Here is a 12,809-nt window from a genome sequence, read left to right on the forward strand (position 1 = left end):
TAGCCGTGATCGTCGATGGCTTCAGGCACGGATTTGATGATGAGGCTTGGGAAGCGGCCAAGGGCGAAGCGCGCGCGGTTATGTATAAGGTAGCGCGCCGAGAGGGGTTGATAGCCTATTCAGACCTCGTTGCGCGGATCGGTTCGATCTCGCTGGACGCTCATGACCATCGTCTCGACCATTTTCTTGGGCAGATTGCCACCGAGGATGATGAGGAGGGCCTCGGCCTCACAACCGTCGTGGTGGTGCACAAGACTGGCGACCAGATGCCCGGGCCAGGATTCTTCAACATGGCCGAGAGCCAAGGGCGGGACATCTCGGATCCCGTCGCCTGCTGGATGGACGAACTAAAGGCGGTATACCGCCAGTGGTCGAAAAAATAAGCAGATGAACTTCCTGATCGCCGACACCTTCACTGCATCCTTCAATCGCCTGTCAGGGCAGGACCAGAAGGCCGTGAAGGCGAGCGTGTTCGATCTGCAGATGGACCCGACCGGCAACGGGCTCCAGCTCCACCGCATCGACAAGAGCAAGGATCCGAACTTCTGGTCGGCTCGGGTCAATCGTGACGTCCGGCTGATCGTCCACAAGACCAGTGAGTCGATGTTGGTCGCCTATGTGGATCATCACGATGACGCTTATGCCTGGGCCGAGCGGCGGCGGATCGAAGCGCATCCTCGCACTGGTGCGGTCCAGATCGTCGAGGTGCGCGAGCGGGTCGAAGAGGTCGCACCGCCAGAGACGTTCGATTTCGTCGTGCCCGAGGCGACGTCCCTCGCAGCGCCGCAACAGCAATTGTTCGCCTCGCTCGGCGATGATGCACTGCTGTCAATCGGCGTGCCGGCGGACTGGCTAGCCGATGTCCGTGCGGCGACGGAAGAGGGCTTCTTCGCGCTTGCCGAGCGTCTTCCGGGAGAAGCCGCCGAGGCGCTGCTGGAATATGCTGCGACAGGCGCGCTGCCGGTTCCCACTCCCGCGCCCGCCACGACCAATCCCTTCACGCATCCCGATGCACTGCGCCGTATCCGGCCGATCGCCGACCAGGACGAACTCGAACAAGCGCTGGCCTTTCCCTGGGAAAAATGGGGTGTCTTCCTACACCCATCGCAGCGCGAGCTCACCGCCCGCAGCTTCACTGGGCCTGCGCGCGTCGCCGGGTCGGCCGGCACAGGCAAGACGATCGTGGCTATCCACCGGGCGGTGCGGCTCGCTCGGGAGAATCCCCAAGCGCGCATCCTGCTCGCCAGCTTTTCGCAGCCGCTTGCCGACGCAATGGCGAAGAAGCTGCTGGTGCTGGCGCCTGAGACCGGCGGCATCGTGCCGCGCATCACGACAGCGTCATTCCGGGGCATCGCCGAGCAGATGTATCAACTCGAGCACGGCGTCCGGCCGCGCATTGCGTCGGATGCCGTGCTGCGCGAGCGGTTGAGCGAAGCGGCAAAGACCGAGCAGCTCAAGGGATTCTCGGACCGCTTCCTGCTCTCCGAATGGACCAATGTCATCGACGCCTGGGGCATCATGACGCTCTACGATTTTGCTACGGTGCAGCGGATGGGCCGCAAGAGCCGCCTCGGCCCGAACCAACGCGAGCGGCTGTGGCCAGTGTTCGAAGCAGTGCGCTCGGCGCTCACGGCGGAACGTTATACGACCTGGGCGCAGGTGTTCACCGGGCTGGCGGAGGCGTTGGCCGATCGCCCCCGAAAGCCGTTCGACCATATCATCCTAGACGAAGCGCAGGATGTGGCACCGGCCGAGCTCCGCTTCTTCGCTGCATTGGCGCCCCCCGGACCCGATGCGCTGTTCCTCGCCGGCGACATGGGCCAGCGCATTTTCCAGCATCCCTATTCCTGGTCGAGCCTAGGTGTCGAGGTGCGCGGTCGCTCGCACACACTCAAGGTCTGCTACCGCACCTCGCAACAGATACGTGCGGCCGCGGATCACCTGCTGCCGCCGGTGCTACGTGACGTAGATGGTAACGAAGACGAGCGGCGCGGCATCGTCTCGGTTTTCAACGGTCCGGCGCCACTGGTGGAGACTTTCGGCTCAGTTGCGGACGAGCAGGACGCGGTGCGAAAGGCTGTGCGAGGATGGCTGGCTGAAGGGATCGCCCCGCACGAGATTGGCATTTTCGTGCGAACGCCCGACCTCGTCACGCGCGCACGTGCCGCCGTGAGCGATCTTGATGCGGCCGAACGGGTGACGACCGTGCCGATGCACTTGGCGAAGGGCTTGGAATTCAGGGCAGTTGCAATCATGGCCTGCGACGAAGGCACACTCCCCCTCGATGAGCGGGTCGCGGATGCCGCTGACGAGGCTGAACTCGACGAGATATTCGAGACCGAGCGGCGCCTGCTCTACGTCGCTTGCACGCGCGCGCGCGAGCACCTTATACTTACAGGCATAAAGCCGGCGTCTGAGTATCTTCAAGACTTTTGCGTCTGTTAAGCCCCCATAGCCGCTATTCGGCGCTGGTCACGGCGATCCCAAAAGCAGATATTCGTTCAGGTCGAGTCGACGGGCTCGAACCGTGGAGAGCCGTGTACGCTATCGAGTGATATTGGCCCGGACAAGAATAAGTCATGATGTTGACGGAGCATCGGGACCTTGCGCGCTACCTGCTGTTGAACGCGCGATGCCATCTGACCGTTGGAGGGGCGGCTGCTACATGGTATGCGGACACATGAGGATCTACCTGTCAGGACCGATCAGCGGCGCATCGTGCGAGGAGATCGCGGACTGGCGGATGCAGGCCGCGGCGATGCTCCCGGCTGGCGTGGATGTCTACGATCCGGCATCTTCGCCCTATGACGCAGAGCTCGCGAGCGACGTGCCGAAGACGCCATCTGCCGCGCTCGCGCGACTGATGCACGGGCGTCTGGTCGTCGACCGCAACAAGCACATCATCCAGTCGTCCGACGTCATGCTGGCGAACTTCCTGCACAGCGACCGTGCGTCGATCGGCTCGATCGGCGAGATCTTCTGGGCGAACGCCTTCCGTATCCCGATTGTGATCGTCCGTGAGCAATCGGGCAACGTCCACGATCATGCGATGCTGAATGCGATCGCCAGTGTCGTGACTTCATCGCTCGAGGGTGGCTGTGAGGCAGCCCTGAACATTCTGGGGACCGACGCACGCGTCGGCGGCCACGGCTAGCTCAGACGGCTAGTTCCCGCGCGAGCTCCGATGACTCGTAGATCTTGAAGCCGGTCTCGTCGATCTCGCCGGTCGGCCGTACTCCGTCGAAGAATGCAGGCGAGTAAGGGCTCTTCCCGCCATTCCAGCGCCGGCTCATCAGCGCGAGCCAGTCGGTGCGGCCTTCGCGCTGGTCGGCGGGGATTCGGCGGCGCCAGTCCATGTAGTTGCCGACCGATTGTGCCGGAGACCAAAGCCCTTCCAGCATGTCGAAGGTCACACGCTTGTCCTCGCGCGCGAGGGAAGCCCGGATGGCGCCCACGAAATTCCCCGTGAAGTGGTTGGCCCCCTCCTGGGTGAGCTCGGAAGCGCCGCAGCAGCCATTGCCGTCGCTCCATGGGATGAACTCCGTGTCGCCGGCGCCGAACTTGACGCCCAGAGCGTGGGAGAGTTGCCTTGCGCGCCGGACGAAGGGACGCTTCGCATCCCTTGAGAGGGACCAGTCGGGGCCCAGCCGGACAACTCCGAGCCGGCGCATCCGCTCGACGATGTCGTACCCGAGCGCCCTGCTGGCGGCGGCCATCTCGGTATCCACCGATTCTCCCGGTATCTTCAGGTACTCGAACGAGAGCTGCCGCACCCCGGCTCTAGCGGCGGCCTCCGCCATCGCGAGGGCTTCCTCCTCATGGCCGGGGAAGATCGGCTGGATTCGGAGCCCTGTGACGATGCCGCGCGCGCTCAGCGCGAAAAGCGTCCGCTCCGTCGCTGCGAACCCTTCGGTCTTGGGCTCGACGGCGCGGCGCAGCGGCTCAGGGATGCCGGCGGCCGATAGGCGCACCACGACGTTCATACCTTCCAACAAGGAGAGGTAGGGCTCGCTGAGGGGTAGCGATCCCTTCGTGCTGATGAGCGTCGGGTATTCGTGCTCCCGGAGGACGCCGAGTAGCTCGCGAGTCACGCCGAGCTCCGCCTCCATCGGCGTGAACGGATCCTGCAGGCCGCCCAGCTGTAAGGGAACTCGCCGGGTCAGGAACTCGTCGACTGCAGACCGCACGTCACCGCGCGCTACGCGTTCAAGCCTAAGCGCGAGGGCCTTCGGGCTGGCCTGATGAATGCCCTTTGACGCCCATGCCCGCGAGCGGTCGCGCGAGAAGCAGTAGGTGCATCCGAACTGGCAGGTATCGTAGGAGTCCAGCCGGATCGGCGCGGCACAGAAGAATATCTGTCCCGTTACGCTGAGCGCGTGCTTGTAGGTTCCCTGCGTCGTGGGCATCCTCGGCCTATCCCTCTTTCTCGGTAGGCCGCCTGGTCCGCCCGGTCCCGCTATACATGCTGGAAGCAACAGGGCGAGGGGGTCTGCGGTTTCGGAGTCAGCAGGACATGGCCGACCGCCAGCCCGACGGCGAGGATGAGCAGCGCGCCGGCGAGCCTCACCAGTGACCATGCGAACCAGCGCGACACCGGGTTCTCCTTCGCCGCCTCGGTGAGGACGATCCAGAAAAGCTCTTTGACCTTCAGGTCGAGCTTCTCGTCGCTCTCGCGGATTGGCAGCACGTATTTCCTCTCGATCCCGTCCGCGCTCGACTTCATGGTGAAGCCCATGATCAGGTCGCGGTCGAAGTTGACGGGCTCGTGCACGCAGAAGTCGTAGGTCGGGGTCGATCCGTCGGGCTGGGTGATCTCGACACTCTTGGCGAGGCAGTTGCCTTTGAATGATGCAGTCAGCGGCAGCCTCGACCGCGACATGGCTGCGACGTCCTTGCTGAGTTTCTTCGCGACGGTCTCCTGCAGCAGCTTGAAGCCGTGCTCGAGCGACTGGATTTCATGGTAGAACTGCCAGAGCACCCAGCGGTGCGAGTGCTTCTTGTCCTCGTAGGACTTGAAGTCCGGATACTCTTGGAGGATTTGCGGGGCGCGGAATTTTATGATGCCGATTGCCACTGCGTAGCAAACGACGGCGGCGATGAAGCAACCGAGCGCGTATATGCCGAGGTTCACCAGGTCGGCGAACTTGGTGATGATGGCGATGACGGAGAACAGCGTCGCCAAGGAGAGCGCGCTGCTCATGCGCGACGCCCCAATCAAGAACTGCCAGTCGGACCTGAAGCTCTTCGCGACCCCCTCGACCGAGAACGAGTGGGTCCTTCCCGGCGTCCGTGTCACGCTTCCCCCTTGAGTGCCTGATCCTGCTTACCTGTCAGCAAGTTGCTGGACAATCGCGCAAAGGACAAGATCAGCGCCGTTGCGCACGCCGTTATTGGTCCTCGGCGACACTAGACGCTAGGGGGTCTGATGGGCGCAACGCGCCCCATGTGTGGTCCTACGCGCGTCTGGGACTTAATCCCGAAAGCTGTCTTTCACTACTCAACGATGTCCCGCTTGGGCAAGCTCACGATCGACAAGCGAGTCCGGCGATTGGCTGGCTGCGCAGCAGCCTCTGTCTAATCGGGGCCGTCAGGCTCCGGTTAGCTAGCGATCGTAACCGCAGGCGGAGACCGGCAAGGGGCTCGACGGCGCATGCGCCGTAGAGCGCGGTCGCGCCAGATTCGGCGCGAGGCGCAAATGCACCCGTCCCGCTCGATCGGGTCCTAATTGAGCAGCGCGACCACGATCCCCGCAGCGGCAGCGATCACCGCCACAACGAAGATGCAGCGCCAGCCAGTGCAGACGATCCCGACCGGCTCGCTCGACCACGGCACGGGAATCTTGATCTCGAGCTGTTCGGCGTCCTTCATGCGCGTATCCTTTCGCGCCCGGGCATAATGCGCGAGGAGAGTGGTTGCGATTTGACGATTTGCTTGGGGAATTCCGCCGACGGGCTCCGATATCGGATTCGCTTGGTCGGTTTGATTATCGGAATTCCGAAATGGCTTGGCAGCTAACATCTATGGCATGGTGCCGCCGCCGCAACGAGAAACCGCATGGCGACAGCGAACGAAGCACTATCGTCCCCATGCGTCCGTCCGGACGAACGGACGGTTGCGGCCCTGCGCGGGCATGCAGACTTCGCCGAACTGATGCACCGGTTCGAATCGACGCTCAGAGACGATGTGTTCGTACAACCCGTGCCGTGTGACGTAAAAGATAGGGATAAGCATCAGAAGATACTCCTCCGCGCGGAGTCCTATCTCGTCTTGCAAATCATCTGGAAGGAGTCGGGACTGATCACCGACGAAGAATTGAGAGCGGCCGGCCTGGCGCGGAAATACGGTCCCGGCCAATTCACCTGCTACGCGCTTGGGGTAGAGCTCGCTCGCAACAAGAAAGATGTCGGCGCCAGCAATACCCGAATCGGCACGATCGTCGCAGCCGCGGAGATCTACGACCTGGTCGTGCGCGACACCTTCAAGACTCGGCTTCGCCCTCTGGTCGGCACACCCCTGCTCCACAGCATCATGATGGACATCATCCAGCCGCTTGAGCCACACGCAATCACCCCGGTGATGGCCAGCAAGGGCCTGGAAGCATGACGGCCTGCGAAATTTCTCCTCTCATCGACGAAGCCGCGCGCGCCGCGGTGCTGGTCGTCGATCGCGATATCGCAGGTGTGGCACCGATCGGTTCCGGCGCTGCAAGCAAGGTGGTCCTGCGCGCCGTGGACGTGTTCATCTCTTATAGTAGCAAAGACCAGGCCCGTACCAAGATCGATTTGCTAGAGCAGTATCTTCAGACAGCGATCAAGTCGTTCATTGATATGGTGGCGATGCCGGAATGCGTGTTCGACACATCATTCCCGCAGTTGCTTGTCCAGTCGAAGCAGCAGCACTGGTTCCACTTCGATTGTCATGGCAAGCCGGACCGCCCGACCCAGCCGGACTATGACCTCGCGCCGTTCGATCGCGGGCTTATGATGTGCAAGTACCAGCTCGCCCTGGCAGCCCAGGCGCGGAGCCTTCATGAAAGCTGTGCTGTGTGGGAGAACGAACACTTCGAGCCACGGCGTCATCTGTTGATCGGTCAGGCGGGTGGCGGTGAAACGCCTCGCGAGTATCTTGTTTTGGTGCAGAATGCGCTTCGTAGCGAGCGGCGTCGCTTTCGCCACTGGCCGGTTCATTCGAAACCGGGGATTTTGAAACTGCACGGTGGCTGTAACGATTTGGCGGAGCACCCGGATGCTAATCGGCAAGCGTGGCATGAGTATCTGTTGTGCGTCGTTCCGCTCGACGAACATTGGATTGCCGCAAAGGAAACGCTCACGCAGGCAATGAACATGCGTCGCCAATCTCCGGCGGCGCTTGCGTCCAATCAGAGCGACCTCGCTCCCGGAGAGGAAGCGGAGGACGATGCCCCTTGGCTCTCCCTCACGCACTATGCCGAAATCTTTCTTGGGGACGGCGCGCGCAAGCGCGTGCTCGACGCGCACCTTCAGGGCAAGCGCGAGGCATCGGGCAAGGAGCAAGCCGATCCCGGCAAGGCTTGATCGGACGCTGAAATGAACGTTCGCGCACTGCACATCATCGATTGGGCCGATAGCCGGGAAGCACAGGACCAGCTGCCCGCGCTGGTGCGGCGGCTCATCCACGCGACCGCGGAGGTCGAGAGCATCTTCTTCCCCAGCGGCGAATTGGTAAGCCGCCCCGGCGTTGATGGCATGCTCGACGCCAAGGGTGCCGCCCCTTGGGTGCCGGGCGGAAAGTCAGTTTGGGAAATGGGCTGCGACCAGTCTCCCGGCGCGAAGGCGACGCGTGACTATGAGGGCCGCCGGGACGAAGCGGATGCCGGCACTTCCTTCGTATTCGTCACCCCGAGGCGTTGGCGCGGCAAGCAGGAATGGGCAACCAGCAAGCAGGCGGAGGGTCTATGGCGCGATGTCATCTTGTTGGATGCCGATGACCTGGAGCAATGGATCGAGCGCGCTCCGGGGGTCGGGATCTGGCTGAGCGAAAAGCTCGGGATTGCCGGTCCCGGGCTTCATTCGCCAGAGCATTGGTGGGACCGCTGGTCGGGGCAGACGCGCCATGCCATCACGGCGGCCGCGATCTTCACCGGTCGCGATACCGCTCAGGCAGAACTTGTCCGGCACCTGCAATCTGAAACGCCCTTCGTCGGGATCCGAGGTGATAGCGCGGAAGAGGCTGCAGCGTTCGCGTGCGCGACACTGATCGACGTGCAGCTTGCCGACAGAGCCGTAATTGTCTCGGATGTCGACGCGTATCGCTGGATCGATGCCAATCCAGGCCTCAGCTTCGTTATCGCCGCGACGCCCGAGATCGGCTCAGAGTGGCGGCCCCGCGACGGGGTCAAGTTGATTGTCCCCTCCAATCCGTCCCGCGCCGGGCGGACAGGCGACGAAACGCGAAGCGATGTCTCCTTGCCCCGAATCCTGCGGCATGATTTCGAGCAGGCTTTGGTCGAGCTTGGGCACGATCCGGCCGATGCCGCTCGTCTGTCCCGCAACACTGGCAGATCTTGGTCGATCTATCGCCGCGTCGAGGCCCGCAATCCTGCCTTGGCGCATCCTGCGTGGCTCGACCGCCCGGCCGCCCGCAGTCTCACGACGCTCTGTCTCGTCGGCGCTTGGATCTCGAGCGAGTCCCGGGATACCGCCATCGTCGAACGGATAGCTGGGCGCGCGTATGCCGACATCGAACGCGAGCTGCGCGAGCTGGCGAACGTCGACGATTCTCCGATCCTGCGCATCGGTGATGTCTGGATGGCGCTGTCTCCAATAGAACTGCTCCATCTCGTCGGCCCGCGGATCACCAGCGATGAGCTCGACCGCTTCTATGAGGCATTGGAAAGAATCTTCTCCGAACGTGATCCCGTGCTCGACATCGCGGCCGACCAGCGCTGGTCAGCGGCGATCTACGGCAAGAAGCGGACTGCGTCCGGCCTGGTGATCGACGGCATGGGGGATTCCCTCGTGAAGCTGTCGGTCGTCGGCGACGTGATGGGAGCGCTCACCCCGGCAAGACCGTCTGGCCGCGCCGCGTTGCTGGTCCGCCGACTTCTCTCCAATGCGGACCGCGATCGTTGGCTGTCGCTTTCCAACGTGTTGCGTGAGTTGGCGGAAGCGGCGCCGGAAGAATATCTGCTTCAGCTCGAAGCGGGCATCCGCAGCGGTGACGACGGTCCGGCCGCGCTCATTCGCGAGACCGGCCGCGCCGGACCCGGCGGCGGCGGGTGCTGGCACGCGGACCTGCTCTGGTCGTTAGAACTGCTGGCATGGTCCCCGCGCCGACTGGTGAAGGTCGCGTCACTGCTCGCGGCACTCAGCGACACGCCGGTCGCCGGCAACTGGGCAAACACGCCTATGGCTGCGCTGGTATCGCTATTCCGCCCGTGGTGGCCGCAGACGGCTGCCGACGAACGCGCCCGCATCACCGCGATCGACCGCGTGATCGAACGCTATCCCGAACAATGCTGGACGCTGCTCAACGACCTGAGCACCGGCGGCGGCAGCTTCGCGAGCCCGAATGCCCATCCGCGGTGGCGCACGGACGATCTGGGACATACGCGGCCGCTAAAAGCCAGATCCTTCAATTATGAGCGCGCGATACGCACGCGAACCATCGCGCTCGCAGGGAACCGCGCCGACCGGCTCGCCGACCTGCTGGGCGAACTCCGATCCTATCACGGCAAGGATCAGGTCGCGATTCTCGACCAGGCCGAGGCGTTCATCGACAAGAGCGACGCCGATCGCGAGCTGCTGCGCGCGGCGCTGCGCAAGTATCTCTGGTGGGAGCATTCGTTCAACGGCACCCACGAGCATGGCGTGCAGCCGCACCTCGACCGCACCGAGCAGATCTACCATTCGTTGGCGCCGGAGGATTTGATCGTACGCCATGCGTGGCTGTTTGCAGCCGACTGGATCGAACCGCCCGAGGGAAACAGCCTCGACGACGACGGCGAAGCGCTGGCCGACAGGTTGCGGAAGTCCGCGCTCGCCGAGATAATGGACCAGCTCGGCGGAGCCGCCGTCATGGCGTTGGCGCGGGCCAGCGCGCAGCCGCATCTCGTCGGCTGGACCCTCGGCAGGTACCCCGAATTCGAGATCGACACCGCGGCGCTGCTTCCGCTGATCGAGGAACCGGACACCGATTCGGCCGACGTGCTGCTGCTCCGCGGTTATTTCAATGGGCTGACCGACGAAAGGCTTGCGGCGCTCGTCGCGAGTTTGGAGACGATGCCCGAAATTGCCAACAGCGATGGCAATTTCATCAGCCTCCTGCTGCGCCTTCCCCCCGGTCCGCCAGTTTGGGAGCGCGCCGATCAGGCGAGCGCGGAAGTGCGCGGCGCATATTGGCGGCAGATGTTCCCTCGCCCCGGTCGGCAACCGGAAGACACTCAATTCGTCCTCGGCCGTCTGATGGAATTTGAGCGGCCACGAACCGCGCTGGCGCTTGCACAGTTCAAGCCCGGTGAAGCCGATCCCGATCTGCTTCTGGACATGCTCAGCGCTTTCGGATCCGGCCAGGAGCCTGACGGGCCGATGCTCGACTATTGGCGGATCGACCGTATCATCAAGGTGCTGGAAGAAAATGAGGTGGTCGATCGGATCCAGCTCGCGACGATGGAATGGGCGCTCTACCCCCTCCTCAAGCATGGCCGCGAGACGCCCAAAGTTCTAGCGGAGCAACTGGTCAACCATGCCGAGCTGTTCACCCAGCTGATCGAGATCGCCTTTCCCAAAGCGAGCGATCACGCGGACCCCGCCGACAGCAACGACGAAGTCAGCAACGCTGCGGCCAGGGAACGCTCGCACAATGCGTATTGGCTGCTGCAGAGTTTGAACGTGCTGCCCGGCACCGATCGTGGGGGCCGGATCGAGGCGAGCAGGTTCCGCAGCTGGATCGAGGCCGTCCGGCAGTATTTTCGGGGCGGTGATCAAGCCAAGCTGGCAGATGATCTGATCGGCGCCATGCTTGCGCATTCGCCTGGCGGCACCGACGGGCATTGGCCGCATGAGCTGGTGCGAGAAGTAATCGAGCTTCCTGATGCGGACGTCATTCGCGAAGGTTTCCTGGTCGGCGTTCGCAACAAGCGGGGGGTGACGACACGCGCCTATAACGAAGGCGGCGACCAGGAGCGGAGGCTTAGCGCGAAATATGAGGCCAGAGCAGCCGCCATCGCGGACGTCTGGCCCGAAACTGCCGAACTCCTGCGCAAGCTTGTAGACGCGTACAAGCGGGAAGCCGATCGGGAAGATGAGGACGCTCGCCTGCGGATCGAACGCTAATCGCCCGGCCGGACCCTGGCCTTTGCGACTTCATAGTGCAGGAATTTGGCGCGCATTCGAGGGCCAAATCGCCGCGATTTGACAAAAAGTGTTTCGAAATATCTCGCTCGAATCCCCGATCTTTGCGTCCTTAGAATCAATCACTTAGATACCTGTCCGGACCCGGTTCGAGTCCGCATCGGAGCAAAAATTCTTGGGGGCCTCGGCGGGGGCGTCCGGGAAAATCACATCAATATTATGTTGTTATTTCATAATGATAGGTCGCGACCGAGACTCCTGTAGGCGCACCACCGACATCCTAGGAAATTTGCGTTTCCCGCATGGGCAGCGACGGCGATTCGCCGGAAGGCGCTGGACAGCGCCTCGCGCCCTCTTCCTGCGCCAGCGCTTACGATGCCGACGCGCTGATTTAGGCGATCCCGTTCACACCCACCGGTGGTTGGGCGGGCGCTTCCTTTCGTGCTCGGAAGAACTGGCTCACGGCCAGAGCGAGAACGCTGAGAGCCATCGCGCCCAGCAGCCATTTGTTCATGTCGTAAACCTGATCCACGCTTTGCTTCAGCGCAGCGGCGGATTGCGAGCCGCCCTCCCGCAGCAGGCCAATCTCTTTTCTGAGCATCGGGATGGACAGGGCCTTTTCGGGGTCCTCGATAATAACGGCTTCGATCTTGCGCAGCCGGTTGTCCAGAGCGGCGATTTCCGCCCTTTGTACCTGGCTGTCATGCGGGATCTGCCCCGACGGGCCCTTCAGCTTCTCCATCTGCGCGCGCAACTCGGTAACATTGTGCCGAAGATCGGTAATGGTCTGGCGGACGGAGTCGCGCTCGATCGACTAAAGTTCGGGAAGCCTTTGCCTGCGGGCCTCCAGGTCCAGTATCACGGAAAACATCATGATCGTTACCGCCATGATTGCAGCGGCAACGGTGAAGATGGAAGCAAGTCGAGCATTCCCCGAAAACCTAAGAGCCATGAACCCTCCTGCGTATGATCGCTGCGCATGCTTAACAGCCCTGATGGCAATAATGACAGGATTCACGGTGCAATATTTCCGACGCCAAAGCGTGAATGAGGAAGACTATCGTCGATGGGCGCGCAGACGAGATAGACCCATTCCGGCCTAAAAATACCGTCGCCGGGGCATTGCTGACGGTCCGTCAACTCGTATCGTGGGCGTCACGAGATGAGACTCGCCGTCTTGCGTAGGGGAACACGATGCGATTTTTTCGAAAAGCGGTGCTTCCTCTCACGATTGTTATCCTGGGCGTTGCTTCGGCATCCATGACTGCGGCGACCTCTGCGCCGCCCAACGAAACGATCAACTACACCTATGACGCGCGCGGCCGGCTGGTGAAGGTCGAGCATAGCGGCAGCGTCAACAACAATCTTCAGGCCAACTATACCTACGACAAGGCCGAGAACCGCGTGACCGTCAACGTCACCGGGTCGCCGAACTGAGTATCGTCGCGGCCTGAGTTTCTACATTTCAGTGAAGGGGGA

11 protein-coding genes are annotated in these 12,809 nt (G+C 62.6%); 7 read left to right on the forward strand and 4 right to left on the reverse strand.

Annotated features, from left to right (window positions below; all coding sequences use genetic code 11):
• Window positions 1-5 precede the first annotated feature (5 nt).
• The 3 genes from HHL13_RS21415 to HHL13_RS21425 all read left to right on the forward strand — a co-directional run bounded on the left by HHL13_RS21415 (window position 6) and on the right by HHL13_RS21425 (window position 3,154).
• Window positions 6-383 carry a hypothetical protein gene (locus HHL13_RS21415; RefSeq protein WP_169558007.1) on the forward strand — a complete coding sequence of 126 codons (378 nt, stop codon included), beginning with the start codon at window positions 6-8 and terminating at the stop codon, window positions 381-383.
• A gap of 4 nt (window positions 384-387) precedes the next feature.
• Window positions 388-2,445, forward strand: a complete 2,058-nt coding sequence (locus HHL13_RS21420) for a UvrD-helicase domain-containing protein (RefSeq protein ID WP_169558008.1) — start codon at window positions 388-390, stop codon at window positions 2,443-2,445.
• 235 nt (window positions 2,446-2,680) lie between these two features.
• Window positions 2,681-3,154: a hypothetical protein gene (locus tag HHL13_RS21425; RefSeq protein WP_169558009.1), complete on the forward strand. Its 474-nt coding sequence runs from the start codon at window positions 2,681-2,683 to the stop codon at window positions 3,152-3,154.
• Window position 3,155: 1 nt separating this feature from the next.
• On the opposite strand, the gene HHL13_RS21430 is transcribed toward HHL13_RS21425, so the two are convergent.
• The 3 genes from HHL13_RS21430 to HHL13_RS21440 form a co-directional block, all read right to left on the reverse strand.
• Window positions 3,156-4,406, reverse strand: a complete 1,251-nt coding sequence (locus HHL13_RS21430) for a radical SAM protein (RefSeq protein WP_169558010.1) — start codon at window positions 4,404-4,406, stop codon at window positions 3,156-3,158.
• A gap of 50 nt (window positions 4,407-4,456) precedes the next feature.
• Window positions 4,457-5,200, reverse strand: a complete 744-nt coding sequence (locus tag HHL13_RS21435) for a hypothetical protein (RefSeq protein ID WP_169558011.1) — start codon at window positions 5,198-5,200, stop codon at window positions 4,457-4,459.
• A 521-nt stretch (window positions 5,201-5,721) separates the two neighbouring features.
• The gene (locus HHL13_RS21440; RefSeq protein ID WP_169558012.1) at window positions 5,722-5,868 is read right to left on the reverse strand and encodes a hypothetical protein; all 147 of its coding nucleotides are present in this window, start codon (window positions 5,866-5,868) and stop codon (window positions 5,722-5,724) included.
• A 186-nt stretch (window positions 5,869-6,054) separates the two neighbouring features.
• Here HHL13_RS21440 and HHL13_RS21445 point away from each other — a divergent pair, with 186 nt between their 5' ends.
• From HHL13_RS21445 to HHL13_RS21455, 3 genes are read left to right on the forward strand one after another with little or no spacing between them, the layout of a single operon-like run.
• Window positions 6,055-6,603 (forward strand): hypothetical protein, encoded by a 549-nt coding sequence (locus HHL13_RS21445; RefSeq protein ID WP_169558013.1) that lies wholly within the window; start codon window positions 6,055-6,057, stop codon window positions 6,601-6,603.
• Complete coding sequence (locus HHL13_RS21450; RefSeq protein ID WP_169558014.1) at window positions 6,600-7,553, forward strand: hypothetical protein; 954 nt, start codon at window positions 6,600-6,602, stop codon at window positions 7,551-7,553. The genes HHL13_RS21445 and HHL13_RS21450 overlap by 4 nt, the downstream gene beginning before the upstream one ends.
• 12 nt (window positions 7,554-7,565) lie before the next feature.
• On the forward strand, window positions 7,566-11,312 hold the full coding sequence (locus tag HHL13_RS21455) for a hypothetical protein (RefSeq protein WP_169558015.1): 3,747 nt from the start codon (window positions 7,566-7,568) through the stop codon (window positions 11,310-11,312).
• A gap of 409 nt (window positions 11,313-11,721) precedes the next feature.
• On the opposite strand, the gene HHL13_RS21460 is transcribed toward HHL13_RS21455, so the two are convergent.
• Window positions 11,722-12,072, reverse strand: coding sequence for a hypothetical protein (locus tag HHL13_RS21460; RefSeq protein ID WP_169558016.1), 351 nt, complete (start codon window positions 12,070-12,072; stop codon window positions 11,722-11,724).
• A gap of 518 nt (window positions 12,073-12,590) precedes the next feature.
• On the opposite strand from HHL13_RS21460, the gene HHL13_RS21465 reads away from it, so the two are divergent.
• A complete protein-coding gene (locus HHL13_RS21465) occupies window positions 12,591-12,767 on the forward strand; it encodes a hypothetical protein (protein WP_169558017.1) in 177 nt (58 codons plus the stop codon).
• Window positions 12,768-12,809 lie beyond the last annotated feature (42 nt).

It is taken from the genome of Sphingomonas sp. G-3-2-10 (assembly GCF_012927115.1).
Taxonomy (GTDB): Bacteria; Pseudomonadota; Alphaproteobacteria; order Sphingomonadales; family Sphingomonadaceae; genus Sphingomonas.

Excerpts from the sequence above, each read along its gene's own strand:
- HHL13_RS21420 (WP_169558008.1), top strand. The coding sequence starts at position 388 with ATGAACTTCCTGATCGCCGACACCTTCACTGCATCCTTCAATCGCCTG.
- HHL13_RS21425 (WP_169558009.1), top strand. The coding sequence starts at position 2,681 with ATGAGGATCTACCTGTCAGGACCGATCAGCGGCGCATCGTGCGAGGAG.
- HHL13_RS21430 (WP_169558010.1), bottom strand. The coding sequence starts at position 4,406 with ATGCCCACGACGCAGGGAACCTACAAGCACGCGCTCAGCGTAACGGGA.
- HHL13_RS21435 (WP_169558011.1), bottom strand. The coding sequence starts at position 5,200 with ATGAGCAGCGCGCTCTCCTTGGCGACGCTGTTCTCCGTCATCGCCATC.
- HHL13_RS21440 (WP_169558012.1), bottom strand. The coding sequence starts at position 5,868 with ATGAAGGACGCCGAACAGCTCGAGATCAAGATTCCCGTGCCGTGGTCG.
- HHL13_RS21445 (WP_169558013.1), top strand. The coding sequence starts at position 6,055 with ATGGCGACAGCGAACGAAGCACTATCGTCCCCATGCGTCCGTCCGGAC.
- HHL13_RS21450 (WP_169558014.1), top strand. The coding sequence starts at position 6,600 with ATGACGGCCTGCGAAATTTCTCCTCTCATCGACGAAGCCGCGCGCGCC.
- HHL13_RS21455 (WP_169558015.1), top strand. The coding sequence starts at position 7,566 with ATGAACGTTCGCGCACTGCACATCATCGATTGGGCCGATAGCCGGGAA.
- HHL13_RS21460 (WP_169558016.1), bottom strand. The coding sequence starts at position 12,072 with ATGGAGAAGCTGAAGGGCCCGTCGGGGCAGATCCCGCATGACAGCCAG.
- HHL13_RS21465 (WP_169558017.1), top strand. The coding sequence starts at position 12,591 with ATGACTGCGGCGACCTCTGCGCCGCCCAACGAAACGATCAACTACACC.